Source organism: Psychrobacter sp. HII-4 (genome assembly GCF_904846595.1).
Taxonomy (GTDB): domain Bacteria; phylum Pseudomonadota; class Gammaproteobacteria; order Pseudomonadales; family Moraxellaceae; genus Psychrobacter; species Psychrobacter celer.
In genome coordinates, this window is record NZ_CAJHBJ010000004.1 from 142,312 (window position 1) to 161,506 (window position 19,195).

The 19,195-nt window shown below is 46.4% G+C and carries 18 protein-coding genes; 12 read left to right on the forward strand and 6 right to left on the reverse strand.

The window, feature by feature from the left end; genetic code table 11:
* Positions 1-46 precede the first annotated feature (46 nt).
* On the reverse strand, positions 47-1,678 hold the full coding sequence (locus tag JMX98_RS04285) for a DUF2254 domain-containing protein (protein ID WP_227680025.1): 1,632 nt from the start codon (positions 1,676-1,678) through the stop codon (positions 47-49).
* A 267-nt stretch (positions 1,679-1,945) separates the two neighbouring features.
* Positions 1,946-3,517, reverse strand: coding sequence for a YihY/virulence factor BrkB family protein (locus JMX98_RS04290; protein WP_201584893.1), 1,572 nt, complete (start codon positions 3,515-3,517; stop codon positions 1,946-1,948).
* Positions 3,518-3,805: 288 nt separating this feature from the next.
* On the opposite strand from JMX98_RS04290, the gene wrbA reads away from it, so the two are divergent.
* On the forward strand, positions 3,806-4,423 hold the full coding sequence (gene wrbA / locus JMX98_RS04295) for an NAD(P)H:quinone oxidoreductase (protein ID WP_105244932.1): 618 nt from the start codon (positions 3,806-3,808) through the stop codon (positions 4,421-4,423).
* 91 nt (positions 4,424-4,514) lie between these two features.
* Positions 4,515-5,003, forward strand: coding sequence for a hypothetical protein (locus JMX98_RS04300; RefSeq protein WP_105244933.1), 489 nt, complete (start codon positions 4,515-4,517; stop codon positions 5,001-5,003).
* Between the two features lie 138 nt (positions 5,004-5,141).
* On the opposite strand, the gene JMX98_RS04305 is transcribed toward JMX98_RS04300, so the two are convergent.
* On the reverse strand, positions 5,142-5,894 hold the full coding sequence (locus JMX98_RS04305; RefSeq protein ID WP_201584894.1) for a DUF3108 domain-containing protein: 753 nt from the start codon (positions 5,892-5,894) through the stop codon (positions 5,142-5,144).
* Positions 5,895-6,531: 637 nt separating this feature from the next.
* On the opposite strand from JMX98_RS04305, the gene JMX98_RS04310 reads away from it, so the two are divergent.
* Entirely contained in the window at positions 6,532-6,822 is a 291-nt protein-coding gene (locus JMX98_RS04310) for a co-chaperone GroES (protein ID WP_075102316.1), read from the forward strand.
* A gap of 156 nt (positions 6,823-6,978) precedes the next feature.
* Positions 6,979-8,631 carry a chaperonin GroEL gene (gene groL, locus JMX98_RS04315; RefSeq protein ID WP_201584895.1) on the forward strand — a complete coding sequence of 551 codons (1,653 nt, stop codon included), beginning with the start codon at positions 6,979-6,981 and terminating at the stop codon, positions 8,629-8,631.
* Positions 8,632-8,841: 210 nt separating this feature from the next.
* Here groL and yaaA read toward each other — a convergent pair whose 3' ends face one another.
* On the reverse strand, positions 8,842-9,642 hold the full coding sequence (gene yaaA, locus JMX98_RS04320; protein WP_201584896.1) for a peroxide stress protein YaaA: 801 nt from the start codon (positions 9,640-9,642) through the stop codon (positions 8,842-8,844).
* 496 nt (positions 9,643-10,138) lie between these two features.
* On the opposite strand from yaaA, the gene JMX98_RS04325 reads away from it, so the two are divergent.
* From JMX98_RS04325 to JMX98_RS04350, 6 genes are all read left to right on the forward strand, one after another.
* Complete coding sequence (locus tag JMX98_RS04325) at positions 10,139-11,296, forward strand: NAD(P) transhydrogenase subunit alpha (RefSeq protein WP_201584897.1); 1,158 nt, start codon at positions 10,139-10,141, stop codon at positions 11,294-11,296.
* Between the two features lie 97 nt (positions 11,297-11,393).
* Positions 11,394-11,732 (forward strand): proton-translocating transhydrogenase family protein, encoded by a 339-nt coding sequence (locus JMX98_RS04330; RefSeq protein ID WP_201584915.1) that lies wholly within the window; start codon positions 11,394-11,396, stop codon positions 11,730-11,732.
* Positions 11,729-13,129 carry an NAD(P)(+) transhydrogenase (Re/Si-specific) subunit beta gene (locus tag JMX98_RS04335; protein ID WP_201584898.1) on the forward strand — a complete coding sequence of 467 codons (1,401 nt, stop codon included), beginning with the start codon at positions 11,729-11,731 and terminating at the stop codon, positions 13,127-13,129. The genes JMX98_RS04330 and JMX98_RS04335 overlap by 4 nt, the downstream gene beginning before the upstream one ends.
* Before the next feature lie 142 nt (positions 13,130-13,271).
* Complete coding sequence (locus JMX98_RS04340) at positions 13,272-13,811, forward strand: acyl-CoA thioesterase (RefSeq protein WP_201584900.1); 540 nt, start codon at positions 13,272-13,274, stop codon at positions 13,809-13,811.
* Positions 13,812-13,978: 167 nt separating this feature from the next.
* A complete protein-coding gene (gene iscX / locus JMX98_RS04345; protein ID WP_071003236.1) occupies positions 13,979-14,188 on the forward strand; it encodes a Fe-S cluster assembly protein IscX in 210 nt (69 codons plus the stop codon).
* 65 nt (positions 14,189-14,253) lie between these two features.
* Positions 14,254-14,748 (forward strand): GyrI-like domain-containing protein, encoded by a 495-nt coding sequence (locus JMX98_RS04350; protein ID WP_201584902.1) that lies wholly within the window; start codon positions 14,254-14,256, stop codon positions 14,746-14,748.
* A gap of 253 nt (positions 14,749-15,001) precedes the next feature.
* Here JMX98_RS04350 and dapE read toward each other — a convergent pair whose 3' ends face one another.
* Positions 15,002-16,204 (reverse strand): succinyl-diaminopimelate desuccinylase, encoded by a 1,203-nt coding sequence (dapE, locus tag JMX98_RS04355; protein ID WP_413786511.1) that lies wholly within the window; start codon positions 16,202-16,204, stop codon positions 15,002-15,004.
* A gap of 114 nt (positions 16,205-16,318) precedes the next feature.
* Positions 16,319-17,074 (reverse strand): 2OG-Fe(II) oxygenase, encoded by a 756-nt coding sequence (locus JMX98_RS04360; protein WP_201584904.1) that lies wholly within the window; start codon positions 17,072-17,074, stop codon positions 16,319-16,321.
* Positions 17,075-17,205: 131 nt separating this feature from the next.
* On the opposite strand from JMX98_RS04360, the gene JMX98_RS04365 reads away from it, so the two are divergent.
* Complete coding sequence (locus JMX98_RS04365) at positions 17,206-18,090, forward strand: 23S rRNA (adenine(2030)-N(6))-methyltransferase RlmJ (protein ID WP_075102326.1); 885 nt, start codon at positions 17,206-17,208, stop codon at positions 18,088-18,090.
* 100 nt (positions 18,091-18,190) lie between these two features.
* On the forward strand, positions 18,191-18,973 hold the full coding sequence (pssA, locus tag JMX98_RS04370; protein ID WP_192994954.1) for a CDP-diacylglycerol--serine O-phosphatidyltransferase: 783 nt from the start codon (positions 18,191-18,193) through the stop codon (positions 18,971-18,973).
* The last annotated feature ends 222 nt before the right edge of the window (positions 18,974-19,195 follow it).

The window sequence follows — 19,195 nt, forward strand, 5'->3', positions numbered from 1 at the left end:
AACAGGTCTCTTATGAGTGATAAGTAGTAAAAGTAATCAGTACAAATTATTTAGTGTGCGCCTGCAGACTTTGGCGAATGCTGGCGGCAAAGTCACTGACATAGTGAAAGTGTTGGTGCTGCGAGTTTTTATCAATAATAAAGGCTTTGGCTTGCTGACACATCGCGCTTAGGTCGTCGATAAGCTCTTGGTAGCTTAGGTTTTCTTCTCCTGCGCGCTCAATTAGCTGTAGCTCATGCAGCAAGGTCTGCTGCTGTGCTTGATTGATACAGGCATAGTTGAGATTGACCATCGCTTGACACAGCGCCTTTAGGACCATGGCATCAGCTGCGGCATAGCGCCGAATCTCTCCAAGTGAGGTGTTGATGAATTCTGGTATTTTGGGCGTATAAGTCACCACGGCCAAGATAGCCACGCGCTGCTGCGCCACCACTTGTTTTGGTATGGTGGTATACGGCGGTTTGTCACGGTGCTCGGCAGGTACATAAAAATGATAGGGGCTAGGCGGCTGACGACGCATCATAATGCTCAGGCAACTGGTGAGCGATTGTACGCAGTTGATGGCTGTTTTTGGGTCATTGATACCAGGTGAGAGGGCGCGCACCGCAATCTCGGTCATCTGCCCCAGACTATAGGCGATATCATTGGAGTGTGCCAGTCGCTGCTCGATACGAATACAACCGGCAAAGCGCTGCCAAAACATACCATCAGGGGCACGTGGCACCACGGCCAGCTGCGGCGTTGCGGTTTTTTGCCGATTATTGGGATGGTCTGTCGGACGTTGATAAAAATGCCCAATGACGTTGTTGTCAGTGACATAATCACCGAGGTTACTCTGTAGATGCACCACGCCGCCATACTCTTGAGTCAGGGTGATTAAAGACTCCAAATAAATGTGCTGCAGGTAGCCGGATTGCGGCGGATAAATCGGCGTTGCCTGCCACTGGTGAAACTGCTCGACATCGTGCTGCTCGACATCGCGCTGATGCTGAATATCACAATAATCGCCATACCAGTAGTGAATATTATTAATGGCATCGTTGCTGGCGTTTTGAATGACGTGCGAGGCCTGAATAGCGTGGACCATATGCTGGACAAAATAGACCAATAACAGCGCACAGATGATCGCCATGATAATCCCAAAGGTCACCGCCAGTTGCGGTACGCCAAAGGCCACATCATACTTATGAATCGACTTGAGTACCAACAAACTATAGCTAAAGGTACCAATAAACGCCCCTAAGACAAACTGGTTTGGTGTGTCTGTCAAAAAGTTGCGTAATAGCCGTGGGCCAAACTGGGAGGAGGCCATCGAAAGGACGGCGATAGTAATTGAGAACGTCGTACCAGCAACGCCCAATACAGCGCCAGCAATCGAGGTCATGATGGCGCGCGCCGCATCGTCATCACCCGTAAAAGCAAAGGTAATCTCTCGAACGGTCTCGCGGTCAAAGTGCTGATCTATCGTCACCAATACCGGCGCCAGTAAGATGCCGGCGATGACGCAAGCAGTTGGAATAAACCAATAAGAGCCGATCAACTCCTGCCACAAGTTTCTTAAACGATCGGGCAGGTCAGCCAATGTCTGTAACGACCAAAGCTGCGAAAACGCCTTCATTCTCTGCACTGCAAATAAGAGTAGTCGCTTAAGAAAGCCATTTTCAGGGTGTTTGTCCAATGTTCGCGCTCCAAAAATGACTAATGACTGACGAGATCGTATATAGTGAATCTATTTTAAAACAGGTATCGTCCTACAAGGATTCATTGTCCTTGCTTGCCGCGTCTACGCCCTATAGCTGGTTCAAAATAAAATGGTGATAAATTTAAGCGTAACGCTGGAGTAATCTTTTGACTATTTATTACCTTATCATATAAATAATAACGATGAAAAATTTAGTAAAAATAAGCCCCTATCATAGGAGCTTATTTTATCTATTTTAGCAAACTAATTTTTATTATTAGAGCCGTGTTTAGGGTTGTCCGCTTCGGTGATGATTGTGCTTTTGTGTCCCCATCTGCTGGTTTGTGGAGACGGCGGCGTTTTTGGGTCTATAGGAATGATGATTTCATTATCATGTGCATCACATTCAACCTTACTGTCCTTGTCATAAGCGGCTGGATCAAAGTGCGGGGTCGCTGTTGTATCAATTGACTGTCGAGCTAAGCTTTTAGGAGCGGCTCGCGATGTTTTTCTAAATTCAGGTTTTTTAAATAAAGGGTGTTGGGTGTTTTTATTCGTGCCTTTATCATCAGGGTTTTTGCGCGGTTCAGCGTTAGTAAAGATAACATTCAACGGCAAGTCTAGCTGCTGCTTAGCATACGCTTCTGTGTGCTCAAAACGATCTACCAGTAAGCTGAGCCAAAGTTTTTGGTCTTCCACTCTCATCTCATCGAGCTCGTCTTTGATCGGCAAAGGGTAGGGTAGAGTGCGATAAAAATCCCACAATGTCATCTTGCTCAAGTCTTTTTTGAGTACATAGTCCTCATCTTCGGTCATGGTGATGAGGTTGCTGTCTTGGAGGTAGTTGATATAGGTGTACCATTTGGGTAGCTCTTTGCGGCCCAACACATTGCGCAGGGCTTGCTCACTGACCGCTTCGCCTTTTAGATGATGGGTGTACACAAGGTTTAACATATCGAGCAAGCTGAGCAGTGGATGGCGCGGGTAGACTTCTTCGGTCTCAAAAATCGTCAAGGTATAGCTGATCTCAACGCCTAACAAAATCAAATTCCAAGACAGGTATATCCATAACAAAAAGATAGGCAAGGCGGCAAAAGCTCCGTAAATGGCCTCATAGCTGGTAAAGTTTGCCATCACTGTGCCAAACAGATGCTTCATCAGCTCAAAGATAATCGTCACAAAGACCCCAGCGATGGCTGCATTTTTTGCGGGCACACGGGCTTTGGGAATAAACCAATACATCCCTATAAAGCCGGCCATGGTGATACCAACCGACACCACTTGTACCCAAAACCCCCAATCAATACCGTAGCCTGCTATTTGGCGATTTAAAAAACTCAAGCTTTGTACCGTGCTTGAAGCGATAAACGCCGTACCCAGCACCATAGGCCCCAAGGTCACAATCGTCCAATAGCGCAGCAGACTCTTTATACCACCTGAGCGGCTCTCCACCCGCCAGATTTGATTAAAGGCACGCTCAATGGTGGTCAAGGTCATGATGGTGGTAAAGAATAGCACCATGGCGCCGATGATGGTAAGGTTCGATGATTTTTCGGCGAAGTCATTGATATACTCACTGACTTGCATGCTCGATTGCGGCAACAAGTTGCTATAAATGACCTCGTATATCTGCGCTCTGACGGATGCCAGTGCCGGTACAGAGGACAATATCATGAGCAAAACGGTCAATACAGGCACGATCGACAGCATGGTGGTATACGTAAGGGAGGCGGCTTTTTGCTGGCAGTTGTCTTCAAAAAAGTGCCGCGTCAAAAACCGTAAAAACTGGAACCAGCGCTGATGTAAAAATGGGAGTCTTTTGCTTAAGTTTTCCATAGTGACCATTTAGCAGGAAGTAGAGAGACAATAGTGTAACAAAGATGCGTCGTTATCATCTGCCGTTTAATTGTGTCAAAATGCACAGCGGCTCTTTGATAAGGCATTACGTAGGCGTGGCTGGAGTAAGTGGTCGTAAAATAGTCGTCAGCTGGTTTGCATGTCGGTGAATGACTGGGGCATAATGAGCACATCATCGCATCGCCTATCGCAGGCGATATCGTTATTGATCGATAAATAATGATATATAGATAATACTATCAATGATTTTATGAGGAAGGACGGTTAATGAGTCAGGCCAACCCTTACGTTTTGGTGCTTTATTATTCAAATTATGGCACGACAAAGACATTAGCCTACGCCATCGCTCAAGGGATCGAAGAGGCTGGGATGACAGCGCGCATCCGTACAGTGCCGACCGTCGCGCCTGAGACCACGGCCAGCAAACCTGCGATTCCTGATGAGGGCGATCTGTATTGCACCATGGACGATCTCAAAGACTGTAGCGGCCTTGCACTCGGTAGCCCCACCCACTTTGGCAATATGGCCGCGCCCATGAAATACTTTTGGGACAATACGGTCACGCTCTGGCTGGCGGGAAACCTACAAAACAAGCCTGCCTCGGTATTTACGGCGACAGGTTCGATGCATGGTGGCCAAGAGTCCACATTGCTCACGATGATGTTGCCATTGATGCATCACGGTATGATAATCGTTGGGGTACCGTATGCTGAACCTGCATTAAATCGGACGCATCGCGGCGGGACGCCTTATGGTGCCAGTCATGTGAGCGGTGCATTACATGACCAGCCAGTCTCTGATGATGAGCGCGAGCTCGGTATCGCTCAAGGTCGGCGTTTGGCGATTAGTGCTCGCGCATTGGCGCAGGCCAATTGGCAACGATAAACGGCTTTTGTCTTCTACTACCTTTGTCTTTTACTATACTGTCAGTAGCCCCCAACTGTCGCTGCTGTGAATGAGGAAACCTGTATCTATAATGGCTACCAACCGCTCTGATAGCGACACCCATAGCAACGCGCCAACTGTAGAGTCTGGGCGCGCGGCCACCCCGCAAAAACCTATTACGCCCATGCGTCAGCGCTTGATGATGACGTGGCTGATTTGGTTGGTGTATAGACTGCTTGGGTTGCCCATCTTGATCAATGTGTTTAATGCCAGTCGCCCTGATATTGTGGGCGGTATCGCATGGCAAGCACTATGGCTTTTGCCAGCTTTTATACTGACGCCATGGATCGTGCGCGGGCGCTCGCCTTATGCGTTATTGGTCGGTAGTATGTTTACTCTAGTATATTTGGGCGCAAGTGGCGTGGTGCTGTTTACTCGCGCGTATGGCAGCAGCTGGGCGGAAATAGCGGTATATCTGTTTGATTTTGTATTGTTGTTTGCCATCAATGTTTGGCTGTTTATTTTACTAAAACGCTTGCCGTCGATGAATAATGTCGTCAAGAAGCCGCGCGCTCGCTAGATTGGTTTTTTACCTCTGCTGTTGGCATAAAAGATATTAGGTCACAAAAAGATTGGATAACAAAAAGCGGCACTCTCATGTAGAGTACCGCTTTTTTTATAAGGCTCGCTCAGCGTCAAGTGAGCGATAAGCTGAAAATTAATTGACCTTAGTCAGCTCTAGATCCATCTTTTTACCATCGTTAATCTGACTGACTTTTATGGGCAAATAATCCAAGCTCGGTGCTAACCAAAAACTGGTTGAGCGGTCATTGTCGTCATGAATACGGTCAATACGGACAGTATCAAAGGTACCGGCTGGCACCGTGATTTTGGTATTGCCCGATTTTTTAAATGGTGTTTTTTCTACCTTGTCTTTTTTGGCCATGTAGTAGTTACCAGAGAACTTACCGTTTAGTAAATCTTGACGAATTTGCACTTCAAGACTTAAGTCATCAAAGGCTTGCTGCGCCATATCCATGGTCATGGTTTTGCCTTTATAGGTACTGGTGACTTTTTTGCTGCTTGGGTTAAAGCTTAGCTTGTGCGTACGGCCAAGACCCAGCAGTTTATAAGTGGTGCTGGCCTGCGTCGGAATGACGTTGTTGCCTTTGATGGTAAAGGTACTGCTTTGCGACGCATTGGCAACACCTGCCACCCGTGCTTTGACATTATACTTCCAAGTATTGCCCGATTTGCCTAGCGTACGGGTGGCGGTGCCTTTGTATTTATCTTCTACCGTAAAGCTATAATTGGCACTAGAGGGCTGGACGGTTTTGGCGCTAGCGAGGGTGGGTGCGGTCATACTCAAGGCTCCAATAGCAGCAATGCTCACGCCTGTGGTGAAGGCGGACAATACTGTCGACTTGCTGCGGGCGGGGTTGTTAATGTTAGATTTAGATCTAAAGCTCATGGATAGTCCTTAATACATTCTGTTTATCACTGTCTGTTTAACATTGATTGAGCAGTGGTAACTTATTGCTATTATTATGATCTCAGAGACTATGATGGTCATACTCTATTACACTTTCAAGGCAGGTACTCCCAAGTGACGTTTGCCTCTTGTAGTCAATGTTGCTAGCCACGCGGTCGCCCTATCTGTACGTAACTTGCTGTAAAACCAGTAAAGCACAGCGCTGCCTACAAAGTTGCCCAATAAGGCTGCCTGATAGCTAGGGCGTGTCCTCAATTCAATCGATAGCCATCTAAATGGGCTAAAAATGGCTAAATCTGGCCAAACGGTGTCAAATAGCTGACTAATATCTCGATATTACTTGCGCTATCTTCCTTGTTTGACGGCGATTTATCTCATTTTTGTCGCCATTTTTAAAATGAGGACACGCCCTAATATACGAACAGGATAAAAAATTCTTGTAAATTTTTGGTTTTTACACTTGAAGCAAACTCCCCCTGCCCCCACTTTTTGATACAAGCTCAAAGCTTATCTATGAGATGTCACTTTTTGGTCACATTTCTTATAGATACTGGTTTTGAGACCATTAATTCAAATAAACCCTTTAACGTTATAACCAACTTTTGGAGTCATATCGATGAACATTCGTCCTTTACATGACCGTATCGTCGTTCGCCGCGTAGAAGAAGAGCAAAAGACTGCTGGTGGTATCTTGCTACCTGGTTCGGCACAAGAAAAACCATCACAAGGTGAAGTGTTGGCAACAGGCAATGGTCAGATTCGTGACAATGGCGACATTCGCGCGTTAGATGTAAAAGCTGGTGACAAAGTATTGTTCGGTCAATATGCTGGTCAAACCGTGAAAGTTGACGGCGAAGAACTACTTATTATGAAAGAGTCTGATGTATTGGGTGTGCTAGAAGGCTAGTCCTTTTGAGTATGATTGAGTACTCAGCATATCTTTGACCATAGGCGTCTGTAATGACCTGTATTTAATGACGCTCATTTAAAACGTCAAGCTGGTCAATACACTTTCGACTCATTTAAATGTATTTTTATACTTATAATAATGGAGTAAATTAACATGGCAAAAGATGTAAAATTCGGTATTGATGCTCGCACGCAAATGATGGACGGTGTCAATGTTTTGGCAAACGCCGTAAAAGTCACGCTAGGCCCTAAAGGTCGCAACGTGGTGATCGACAAGTCTTTTGGCGCACCAACCATCACCAAAGACGGTGTGTCGGTTGCCAAAGAGATTGAGCTTGAAAACAAATTTGAAAACATGGGCGCACAATTGGTTCGTGAAGTCGCGAGCCGCACCAACGATGTCGCTGGTGACGGTACCACGACGGCAACCGTATTGGCTCAGTCGATCTTGCAAGAAGGCATGAAGTCTGTCGCTGCTGGCATGAACCCAATGGATCTCAAGCGCGGTATCGACAAAGCAGTACGCGAAGCGGTTAAAGAGATTCATAATCTATCTACCCCAGCTGATGATCACAAAGCAATCGCCCAAGTAGGTTCTATCTCTGCCAACTCAGACACCAAAATCGGTGAGCTGATCTCGCAAGCGATGGAAAAAGTCGGTAAGCAAGGCGTTATCACGGTTGAAGAAGGCTCAAGCTTTGAAGATACCCTGGAAGTGGTCGAAGGTATGCAGTTTGACCGTGGTTATATCAGCCCATACTTTGCCAACAAGCAAGATAGCTTAACTGCTGAATTTGAAAACCCATATATCCTATTGGTTGACAAAAAAATCAGCAACATCCGTGAAATCGTGCCACTACTTGAGCAAGTGATGCAGCAAAGCAAGCCATTGCTAATCATTGCTGAAGACGTAGAAAACGAAGCATTGGCTACGCTAGTGGTCAACAACATGCGTGGCGGCCTAAAAACTTGTGCCGTCAAAGCACCAGGTTTCGGTGATCGTCGTAAAGCCATGCTAGAAGATATCGCAACGCTCACTGGTGGTACGGTCATCTCTGAAGAGATTGGTCTGAGCCTTGAGACTGCGACTATAGAGCAATTGGGTACCGCGAAAAAAGTCACTGTTGGTAAAGAAAACACCGTCATCGTCGATGGTGCTGGCAACAAAGCCGACATCGATAATCGTGTTGAATCTATCAACCGTCAAATCGCAGAGTCTACCTCTGACTATGATAAAGAAAAGCTACAAGAGCGTGTGGCCAAACTGTCAGGCGGCGTAGCCGTTATCAAAGTCGGCGCAGCGACTGAAACAGAAATGAAAGAGAAAAAAGACCGCGTTGACGATGCGCTACATGCCACTCGCGCTGCGGTTGAAGAAGGTGTCGTCCCTGGTGGCGGTGTTGCATTAGTCCGTGCGATGAGTGCCTTGTCTGACTTAACTGGCGACAACGACGACCAAAACGCAGGTATCAACATCCTACGCCGCGCGATGGAAGCACCACTTCGTCAAATCGTCACCAACGCAGGCGAAGAAGCGTCAGTGGTCGTCAATGAGGTGAAAGGCGGTAGCGGTAACTATGGCTATAACGCTGCGAGTGGCGAGTATGGCGATATGCTAGAGATGGGTATCCTTGACCCTGCCAAAGTATCACGCTCAGCATTAGAAAACGCCGCCTCTGTTGCAGGCCTCATGCTCACGACTGAAGCGATGATTACTGATCTGCCAGAAGGTGATGACCCAATGGCTGCTATGGGCGGCGCTGCTGGTGGAATGGGCGGTATGGGTGGAATGGGCGGCATGATGTAACTCTACTTCTGCTACAAAGCGATTTCTCTTTGTCAGACGCGCTCAATGTACAATAGGTACTATTTTCGCTCGTCTTCCTTGATAAATCGCTTTTCGCTGAAAGTATGAATAATATCACGTACCTGTAAAATCTAGTCCAAATAAAACCCCCGATAGGCTGAGCTTATCGGGGGTTTTTTTATGCAAGATAAGTATGTTTTGGCTAAAAGATTACGCATCTGCCTCATCACGACGAAATGTCCACGTTTTGTCGTCAGACAGCTCATCGACATAGTAATATCCCGCCAAATCAAACTGCTTTAACTGCTCAGCTTTGGTCAGTTTATGGTCAGCAGCATATTTCACCATCAATCCACGGGCTTTTTTGGCATAAAAGCTAATCACTTTATAGTTGCCATTTTTCTCATCCTCAAATCTGGGCGTGATAACCTTAGCATTTAATGCCTTCTTTTTTACCGACTTAAAATACTCATTAGACGCTAAATTAATCAATACCTTGTCTTCGCTATCAGCCATGCGTGCATTGATAACATCAGTCACTTCCTCGCCCCAAAACTCATATAGGTTGTCACCGCGCTCATTTTTCAGCTTAGTACCCATCTCTAAGCGATACGGCTGAATCAAATCTAGTGGTTTCAATACGCCATACAGCCCCGACAAAATACCTAAGTGCTCGTTGATGTAGATGGCAGTGTCCTTGTCCATACCATACATATCCAGACCTGTATAAACATCACCATCAAATAGATAAGCGGCAGGTTTGGCATTTTTGGTGGTAAAAGGTTTGTCGTTATCCCATTGCCACTGCTGGTTGCGCGCCGCATTGAGCTGCGCCAGATCATCCGAGATACTCATCAGCGCTTGCAAATCAACCGGCTCTTTTGTCTTTAGTATTTTCATTAGTGCCTGTGCGTGGTCAATCAGCTCAGGCTGGCTATAGTAGTTGCCTAGGTTGACAGGGATATCGTCTGTTTCATTTAAAGACTTGGCAGGAGAGAGTAAAAAATACATGGCTAATCCTTATTCTGTGAAATCAATGATCTGTCTATCGCGGTGTCAAGTACTCTGATTATACCTTATATGCAATTTTAACGTGATTTGACGTCATGATTGAGGAGGTTTGCTGCTTAACTGACAAAAAAGCAAACATTTGAAAGGGCGTTAAGATGACCAGTAGGCTATATTCGGCAAGGGGTTAGCTTTCGTAGAAAAATAAAAGTTGTTAATATAACAATAAAAGTTATCCAGATGGTGTAAATGCCTAACTTTTAATTTTACTTGTTGGTCACCATTAGGCAATGAAAGTTGCCGGATGATGTCTCTATAATAAAAAGACATGATGGCGATGTAGTCGTCATTTATTAAATTGATAGCCTTTGGTCAAAATCTTGAACCAACAACGACCAAAGGTTTTTTTGTCCCCTGTGCTTTTTAAATGTGCGTTGAGGGTATTAAAGGTAGTCATTGAGACGTAAATAAAGTCATTAGACGTAAGTAAGGAGACGGTATGAAAATCGGTGTAATCAGTGCAGATATCGCAAGCGAGAGCCGTGTCGCGCTAACCCCAGACGCGGTCAAAAAACTGCGTAAGCTTGGGTTTGAGGTCGTCATCCAGTCAGGTGCAGGGCAGGCAGCCTACTATGCTGATGCGCTGTATCAGGCGGCAGGAGCCGACATTGCCAGCAGCAGCGCCGAGGTGATTGCCCAGTCTCAAATTATTACCACCATTCACGACTTGCCCGCCGAAGTAGCAGAGCATTTGAGTGCAGGCCAAATCGTCGTCGGTATGCTAGACCCTTACCGCAATACGCAGCTAGACACGTATGCTGCTAAAGGCGTTACGGCCTTTGCGATGGAGCTATTGCCTCGCACACTGTCACGCGCCCAAAACATGGATGTGCTGTCGTCACAAGCCAACCTTGCAGGCTACAAAGCAGTGCTGCTGGCGGCCAATGAATACTCGCGTCCATTTCCGATGTTTATGACCTCGGCAGGGACAGTAAAACCCGCCAAAGTGGTGATCTTGGGCGTCGGTGTTGCAGGGTTACAAGCCATCGCGACAGCCAAGCGTTTGGGCGCGGTGGTAGAAGCCAGTGATCTGCGCCCTGCCGCAAAAGAGCAGGTGGAATCGCTGGGCGGTAAATGGCTGGATGTGCCAATGAGTGACGACGAAGCACAAAAAGCCAAAGCGACGGGCGGCTATGCGTGGACGCCATCAGAGCAATATATCAAAGACCAAGCTGCAGTCGTCGACAAAGCATTAAGCAATGCCGATATTGTCATTACCACAGCACAAATCCCTGGTCGTCAAGCTCCGCGCTTAGTCCATCAGGCAACCCTTGCCAAAATGAAAGCCGGCTCGGTGCTGATCGATATGGCAGCTGGAACGGGCGGTAACGTCGAGGGCAGTGCGCCAAATGAGACTGTCACCACAGACAATGGCGTACGTATCGTTGGCGCGGCCAATATTCCATCAATGCTTGCGGCGCAGTCTTCAGACTTGTATGCCAATAACCTTGTCAACTTTATCACCACCTTAATTGCACCAGCTGCTACAGATGACGCGTCAGCAAACAAACTGGCACTGAACTTAGATATGGAAGATGAGATTCAGGGTGCACTGGCAGTGACCCACGACAACCAAGTGCGCTTGGCCAAACGCTAGCCCTTGCTGGTTGCCATACATTTGCCAGACACGAATAAATTTTTAGGAGGATAAGATGATTGCCACCATTTTAGCGGCAGCGCCTGCCGGTGCAGCCATGAGTAGCACACCATTTGTCGCGATTTTTACCGTATTTGTACTCGCTATCTTTGTTGGATATTACGTCGTCTGGGGCGTGACCCCAGCGCTACATACGCCATTGATGGCGGTGACCAACGCCTTATCAAGTATCGTGATCGTCGGTGCGATGCTACAGACTATCCATATCGACGGCTCGATGTTTACCCCGACCAGTTTGCTTGGTGCTTTTGCGGTATTTTTGGCCAGTATCAATATCTTTGGTGGTTTTGCGGTGACTGAACGTATGCTCGCGATGTTTAAGCCCAAAGCAAAAAAAGCGCCAGTAGCAACATCTGAAAATGGAGGTGATGCATGAGCGATTTAACCCAATTTATTGCCACCAATGCAGATTGGTTTTATTTAGTCGGCGCTATCCTCTTTGTTTTAACGTTACGCGGATTGTCGAGTCCAAAGACAGCGATTCGTGGCAACCGCTTTGGTATGGCAGCGATGGCAATTGCTGTTATCACTACCTTTTTCTTAGCAGAAGGCCCTGTGCTGTGGTTAATCATCGGTGCGATGATCTTAGGTGCCATCGTCGGCATGTGGAAAGCAAAAACCGTCGCGATGACGCAGATGCCAGAAACCGTAGCGTTGATGCATTCATTCGTCGGTTTGGCAGCGGTTGCGATTGCCCTTGCGACGGTATTACACACTGAGCAAGAACATGGCGCGGTTGCCCGTGTTGAGCTATTTATTGGTTGCTTTATCGGTGCGATTACTTTTTCTGCCTCTGTCTTTGCTTTTGGTAAACTGGCAGCAAAAAGCTGGGCAAAAACAATCTCTGGCGGCTGGGTAAAACCTGTCCAAGCCTTGCTGTTTATAGCGATGATTGGGTTTGGCGGGGTGTATTTTGTCACGGATTCCTTGCCTGCGTTTTATGCGATGACAGTGATTGCAGTGATCTTTGGCTGGATGTGGATTGCGCCTATCGGCGGCGGTGATATGCCAGTGGTCGTGTCGCTACTGAACTCATTTTCAGGTTGGGCGGCAGCAGGTATTGGCTTTACGCTGGGCAACTCAATGCTTATTATCGCAGGTTCGCTCGTCGGTTCCTCAGGTGCGATTTTGTCTTATATCATGTGTAAAGCCATGAACCGCTCTCTACTAAACGTTTTGTTTGGTGGTATGGGCACGTCAGCGGCCGCTGCAGGCGGTGATGATGGCGCACCAAAAACATACAAATCAGGCTCAGCAGAAGACGCAGGGTTCCTTATGTCCAATGCCAGCAATGTGGTCATCGTACCAGGTTACGGTATGGCACAAGGCCGCGCGCAAAACGCGGTAAAAGAATTGTACGAGCTATTAAAAGACGAAGGTGTCAACGTTCGCTTTGCTATTCATCCTGTTGCTGGTCGTATGCCAGGGCACATGAACGTACTATTAGCAGAAGCCGACGTGCCTTATGACGATATTCTAGAGATGGATGAGATTAATTCCGACTTTGCCAGTACCGATGTGGTCTTGGTCATCGGTGCCAACGACGTCGTCAACCCGTCAGCAAAAGACGATCCGACATCTCCTATCTTTGGTATGCCCATTTTAGAAGCCAACAAAGCGCAAACGGTGATGGTCATCAAGCGTTCGATGAGCACCGGCTATGCAGGTCTTGATAACAGCCTCTTCTATATGGACAAAACCATGATGATCTTTGGCGATGCCAAAAAGATGGTCGAAGAGATGGTACGTAGTATTAATGGCGGCGGTCATTAATCGCTAAAATCAGCTTTTCAGCACAAGTTTTGAGTATGTTTTCTTAAATAAAAAAGTCACTTAGGTGGCTTTTTTGCGTTAAGGTAAGCCATCTTTCTATTCAGTTAGACTTTATACAAAATCAAAATTAAGAGAGTCATTTATGAACATGTTACTGCGCTTTTTTATTATGGTTAGTTTGCTTAAGCAGCAGCTTGATAAACAGTCAGTAAAACAGCGTCTGAGCGCCGAGATGTTGGCTGCACCGATAGTACGTCAATACCGTGTCTTGCCGCACGATATGGGGTTTCGCGATCATCTGCCCAATTATCGTTATTTGTCCTTTATAGAATTAAACATCACCAACTGGCTGATGACTTGCTGTCATCAAAAGGGAATAAAAAATCTTGGCTGGATTATCGCCATGCAAGAGATGGTCTATCTTAAAGAGATTAAATTTCTAAATAAAATGACAGTAAATAGCGTGCTTGTCGGTTGGGATACAAAATACGTGTATTTTGAAACGCGGTTTTTTGTCAAACATCAACTGATGGGTATTGGTATGACGAAGTTTGTCTTGACCGATAAAAAAGGTAAGTGTGCGCCGGCGGTATTGGATATGCTCGGCGAGCAGACCAATGACGTCATCGACTCATGGAATGCGCATCAAGTAGCGATTAAATCTGTAAAGTCTGCCAAATAGGCTGATTAATCAAAGCCGTTTGTATAAAGAACTTGGCTATAATCAGTTAGCGAAGTTTGGTACGATGTAGGCTGCTAAATCGTCGATAAGAGAACTGACAAAAGAGCTGACAGGCGACCGCGCCACTCAACGTAATATTTTTAACTCACATAAGCTAAGGAGCTAACATGACCCCGCAAAAACTAAAATGGACAGACAGCCTCGATATCGCCATTGAGCTTTATGAGAAGTTTCCAGAGGTCGACCCGCAGTACATTCGTTTTACGGATTTGCACCGCTGGGTGACTGAGCTTGAAGGCTTTGATGATGATCCGCAGCGCTCAAACGAAGGCATTTTAGAAGCCATTCAGATGAATTGGATCGATGAAGCCGATTAAGGCGATTTTCTTCTTTAACAGTACATCCAATAACAATAAAAGAGAGCAACAGGGCAGGCAGCATCATGACGTCTCAAATTAAAGAGTTAGCCGAAGCGATAGCGTGTAAGGGTATTAGCATTCGTACCACCAATCACGCTGAGATTAGCCACGACACTGCCAAGCTTGGTAGATTGTGGCAGAAGTTTTACCAGAATTACGCAGGACAGTTGCCTGAAGGCGAAGATATTTACGGTATCTATCATAACTACGAAAGCGATGACTTGGTAGGGGCCTTTGACGTGGTGGCCAGTTGGGAGGTGACGGGTGAAGCAGAGGCATCAAGCGCGCCTAATCCTGCAGGTGACTTGGTCGCGGTAAATATTCCTGCAGGCAAGTATTTGGTTTTCTCTGAAACAGGCAATATGCCTAATACCGTCATGAATGCATGGGAAAAGGCATGGGAGTACTTTAATGATCCAAACTGTGAACACACTCGCAACTTTGATGTAGACTTTGAGCACTATATCGATGGGAATTTAGAGTACGGCCAAGTCGACCTTTATATAGGTATTAAATAAAGCCGTAACTATAGTCAATCCTAAATAAAACAGATAAATTATATATCAAGGTGGCACTGGTCTAAATTTTCCTTGCGTGCTGTGCCTACGCTGCTCGATGCTGCGTAAAGTTTATCCCAGTCCCACTGTATCGTTTTTATACTGAAATCACTATAGCTAACAACTTAAATGAGTTTTGAGCCAAAGCCACCCATAAAAAAGCGCCAGTCATCTAAGACTCGCGCTTTTTTACTTTTCGGTTTTATCTACACAGTTACTCTAATAATAAATTCTCCAAAATACCTTCATAAATCTGTGCAAGTTTACCCAAATCATCGACTTCGACCTTTTCATCTACTTGATGAATCGTCGCATTACGTACGCCAAGCTCGACCACTTGCGCACCAGTCGGCGCGATAAAGCGTCCATCGGACGTACCGCCTGATGTCGATAGCGTCGTGTCTGTACCTGTGACTGACTTGATCGCATTTTGACAGGCTGAAACCAGCTTGCCTTCAGGGGTCAAGAATGGCTGACCAGATAATTTCCATTGGATATCATAACTGGCTTTGCTATCAGCAAAATGCTTATCGAAAATGGCATGTGTTTTTGCTTTGAGTTCTTCTTCACTGGTTTCGGTCGAGAAGCGGAAGTTAAAGACGACCTCTAAGGTTTCGGGGATGACATTGGTTGCGCCTGTGCCACCGTTGATATTTGATATTTGCAATGAGGTGGCTGGGAAATAGTCATTGCCATTATCCCATGCGGTAGAGGTCAATTCAGCAAGCGCAGACATCGCCGCATGAATAGGATTACAGGCCAAATGTGGATAGGCAACATGACCTTGCTTGCCAGTGACCGTCAACACCGCACCCAACGAGCCGCGGCGGCCATTTTTGATGACATCGCCTAGCGTATCAGTGCTTGACGGCTCACCAACGAGACAATAAGTAATTTTTTCTTGACGAGCCTCTAAGGTTTCAATGACTTTCACCGTGCCATTGATAGAGGGGCCTTCTTCATCTGAAGTGATTAAAAAGGCAATCGAGCCATTGTGCTCAGGGTGACTCGCGACGAAACGCTCGGCGGCAATGGTAAAGGCTGCAATGCCCGTTTTCATATCTGCCGCACCGCGCGCCCAGAGATAGCCATCTTTTATGGTTGGGGTAAAGGGCGGGTAAGTCCAGTTTTTTTCGTCACCCGTCGGTACGACGTCGGTATGGCCAGCAAAACATATCACAGGGTCGGCTGTACCGCGGCGTGCCCAGAGGTTTTTGACTTCCGCACGCTCGCCGCTTTGTTCTTTATTACCATAATACATAAACTCGCAGTCAAAGCCCGCTTGCGCTAGGCGAGACGACAAAATATCTTGGCAGCCATCATCATCTGGAGTGACGGAAGGGCGCTCAAGCAAAGCGATGCTTAAGTCCAGTGTTTGCTGCTGATGAGTCATGTTTTGATTGTGAGTGTCAGACATGAAAAAACCTTTTTATTATAAAGTGAGAGGATAAGATTTTGGATTAAAGACTAGGGTATGTTGAACATTCAGCCATGGTACAAGTCGTAGCGGCTTATGATAGATTTATACCTTTTACATACTATCTTCAATAAACGGCACCAAACCATCTCGGCGCATCCATGTTGCGATAGAGTAGCGTTGCCGATGAGCGATTTGTACTTGATGTTGCAGATCACTGTCGAAGATAATGAGTCTATTAGCAACTGGCATTACTTCATGGTGCGTGCCATGCTTATCAACGACTTCTAGCGCACCGCCGTCAGTCGCTCCCCAATCATCATTGAGATAAAACACCGCCGAGATCACCCGTTCATCACGCCCAGCAGGGTTGTCGCTGTGCCATTGATAGCCGAAGCCAATCGGATAGCACGCATAATGTGCTTCGCTATGGCGAATACCCGCGAATAAGCTACGATTAAACAAAGTCGCTAGCGCGTTGATACTTTGCAGATAATAGTAGCCTGCAAAGAAGTTCGCGGTGATCCAGCGTATTCTATCACCGCGAATATCACTGATACGAATGCCAGCGGTTAGCGCCGCATCACGATAGTCAATAAAACCACTTTCAGCCTGTAGCGCAAGTAATGCGGTCTTATTAAATACATTATCAATAGTGAGCCAGCCATCAGTGACAAATGTATCAAGCTGCTTATCCGTCAGCCTATCTTCCCAGCTGACTGCAAAATCAGACAGTTGCAGTACCTGCTGGGTAGGCGCGTCTTGGTCGTCGTTATGACTGTCTGGAGATAGTAACGGAGGGTTATCCTGTCCTATCGGATGATCGACCACCAGCTTTGTCACATTTAGGTTGCTAATAATATTAGTCATCTCACCTCGTTATTATTAATCAGCTGGCATTCAAAGCCCTTTTATTAAGAGCATTTACCAAAACCACATTATCTTTTACGCTGCCTATGCTACCATAGATGCAATTTTTCTTACTTTAAACTTTTGAGATTATGAACTATAAACACGCTTATCACGCTGGTAACTTTGCTGATGTGGTAAAACACATTTTATTGGTGCAATTGCTTAATCAGCTAAGCCAAAAAAACAAACCCTTTTATGCGCTCGACGCTTACGGTGGTCGCGGTCTTTATTCACTCAGCAGTGAAGAAGCGCGCAAAACTGGTGAAGCCGAGGGCGGCATCAAAGCATTGTTGAAGCTTGATGACACCAAAATGGCACAAGCCCCAGCGGCTGTCAAAGACTATCTAGCAGGCATCAAGCAAGCCAAAGCCACTTATGATAATAAAGTCTACCCAGGTTCGCCATGGTGGATCGCCCATCATATCGAAAAAAACCCAGACACTGGCGTACGCGGCGAAGCGTTTGAGGCCAAAGCCAGCGAGTATGACGCGCTCAACTACCAATTGTACAAACTGCCCATTGGCATTCATCATCGTGATGCGTTTGAAGGCGTCACCGCTGTGATTCCGCCAGCCGAGCGCCGCGGTCTTATCTTTCTTGATCCTCCTTATGAGCAAGAGCATAAAGACTTTACGCGTCTGATCAACTTACTCGTCGCCGCCTATAATAAATGGCCACAAGGCACATATGCACTGTGGTTCCCGATCAAAAACATCGAAGCCGTTGAGCTGTTTTACAAAAAACTCAAGCGTACCGAGATGAGACGTCAGCTGGTCTGTGAGCTAAATATCTATCCAAATGATGTCGCCGTGGGTCTCAATGGCACAGGTTTGCTCGTCATCAATCCGCCATGGCAATTCGATAGTCATGCCCGTGAGATATTGCGCTTTTTGCAGCCTGCTCTAAAAGTAGCTGATGCGCCAGAGCTGACACCTGATAGTGCCACCAATGTCCGCTGGCTAGTTGGCGAATAAGGATACCGTTATGACGACTGAGCAACCATCTCACCATAGTTTAAATGATAATGCCGCAACTCAGCCGCCTTTTGTTGACGAGCATGAGTTCAATATTCGCATGGCGGATAATGATAATTACGATGGCTTAACGTTTGAGGTGATTGAGACAGAAGTTACAGAGGGTCAGCCGGTGGTCAGCCGCGGTGTCTATTTGGCCCCCAATTTGATTACCACCTTGTCGTTGTTGTCTGGCTTTTATTCGATTTTGGCCAGTACCCAAGGATCGTTTTACAAAGCCTCACTGGCTATATTTTTGTCAGCGATTTTAGATGGTGCTGATGGCCGCGTCGCACGCATGCTCAATGCGCAAAGCCCCTTTGGCGAGCAGTATGACTCTCTAGCAGATATGCTGGCCTTTGGGGTTGCGCCTGCGATTTTAGTATATAGTTTTGCGTTGCAGCCGCTAGGCCGCATTGGTATTGGCTGTGCTTTTGTTTTTACCGCTTGCGCCGCTTTTCGTCTAGCGAGGTTTAACGTACAGATAGGCGAAGTTGATAAAAAATACTTTGTCGGTTTGGCCAGTCCACTGGCGGCTATATTGGTCACGTCCGCTGTCATGGTCGCGGTCGATCATAATGAGTGGGTCGGACAGTATGATACAGCTATTATACTCTTGTTTGCGGTGTGGGTTGTTATCTGTGGTCTGCTGATGGTCAGCAATGTCAAATACTATAGCTTTAAAGAGTTTGATAAAAAGAAAGTCCCATTTGTGGTACTTATCATTGGAGTGTTGATCATGAGCATCGTTCTCTATGACATTCCTGTTGGTATTTTAGCCATTGGCATTCTCTATGCGTTATCGGGCATTTTTACGACGATTAAAGCAAAAGCAAAAAGTTAGAGCTGCCTTTAGGCTTTGTATCCAGGGATTTACCGATAGGTAGATCCCCTTTTTATGTCTTTAAGCACGGTATTAAGCTCAAGGATATAGACTGAGATATAGTCGATACACTCTAAAAATGTCATAGCGCTACTGGGATGAATTTTGCGCAGCCTCTGGGAACGCAGCACGCAAGTAAAATTTATACCAGTAGCGCGTTTAAATCCATAACAGTTTTACATT

Coding starts and splice junctions, on each gene's coding strand:
- JMX98_RS04290 (WP_201584893.1), bottom strand. CDS start 3,517: ATGGAAAACTTAAGCAAAAGACTCCCATTTTTACATCAGCGCTGGTTC.
- wrbA (WP_105244932.1), top strand. CDS start 3,806: ATGAGTCAGGCCAACCCTTACGTTTTGGTGCTTTATTATTCAAATTAT.
- JMX98_RS04300 (WP_105244933.1), top strand. CDS start 4,515: ATGGCTACCAACCGCTCTGATAGCGACACCCATAGCAACGCGCCAACT.
- JMX98_RS04305 (WP_201584894.1), bottom strand. CDS start 5,894: ATGAGCTTTAGATCTAAATCTAACATTAACAACCCCGCCCGCAGCAAG.
- JMX98_RS04310 (WP_075102316.1), top strand. CDS start 6,532: ATGAACATTCGTCCTTTACATGACCGTATCGTCGTTCGCCGCGTAGAA.
- groL (WP_201584895.1), top strand. CDS start 6,979: ATGGCAAAAGATGTAAAATTCGGTATTGATGCTCGCACGCAAATGATG.
- yaaA (WP_201584896.1), bottom strand. CDS start 9,642: ATGTATTTTTTACTCTCTCCTGCCAAGTCTTTAAATGAAACAGACGAT.
- JMX98_RS04325 (WP_201584897.1), top strand. CDS start 10,139: ATGAAAATCGGTGTAATCAGTGCAGATATCGCAAGCGAGAGCCGTGTC.
- JMX98_RS04330 (WP_201584915.1), top strand. CDS start 11,394: ATGAGTAGCACACCATTTGTCGCGATTTTTACCGTATTTGTACTCGCT.
- JMX98_RS04335 (WP_201584898.1), top strand. CDS start 11,729: ATGAGCGATTTAACCCAATTTATTGCCACCAATGCAGATTGGTTTTAT.
- JMX98_RS04340 (WP_201584900.1), top strand. CDS start 13,272: ATGAACATGTTACTGCGCTTTTTTATTATGGTTAGTTTGCTTAAGCAG.
- iscX (WP_071003236.1), top strand. CDS start 13,979: ATGACCCCGCAAAAACTAAAATGGACAGACAGCCTCGATATCGCCATT.
- JMX98_RS04350 (WP_201584902.1), top strand. CDS start 14,254: ATGACGTCTCAAATTAAAGAGTTAGCCGAAGCGATAGCGTGTAAGGGT.
- dapE (WP_413786511.1), bottom strand. CDS start 16,204: ATGTCTGACACTCACAATCAAAACATGACTCATCAGCAGCAAACACTG.
- JMX98_RS04360 (WP_201584904.1), bottom strand. CDS start 17,074: ATGACTAATATTATTAGCAACCTAAATGTGACAAAGCTGGTGGTCGAT.
- JMX98_RS04365 (WP_075102326.1), top strand. CDS start 17,206: ATGAACTATAAACACGCTTATCACGCTGGTAACTTTGCTGATGTGGTA.
- pssA (WP_192994954.1), top strand. CDS start 18,191: ATGGCGGATAATGATAATTACGATGGCTTAACGTTTGAGGTGATTGAG.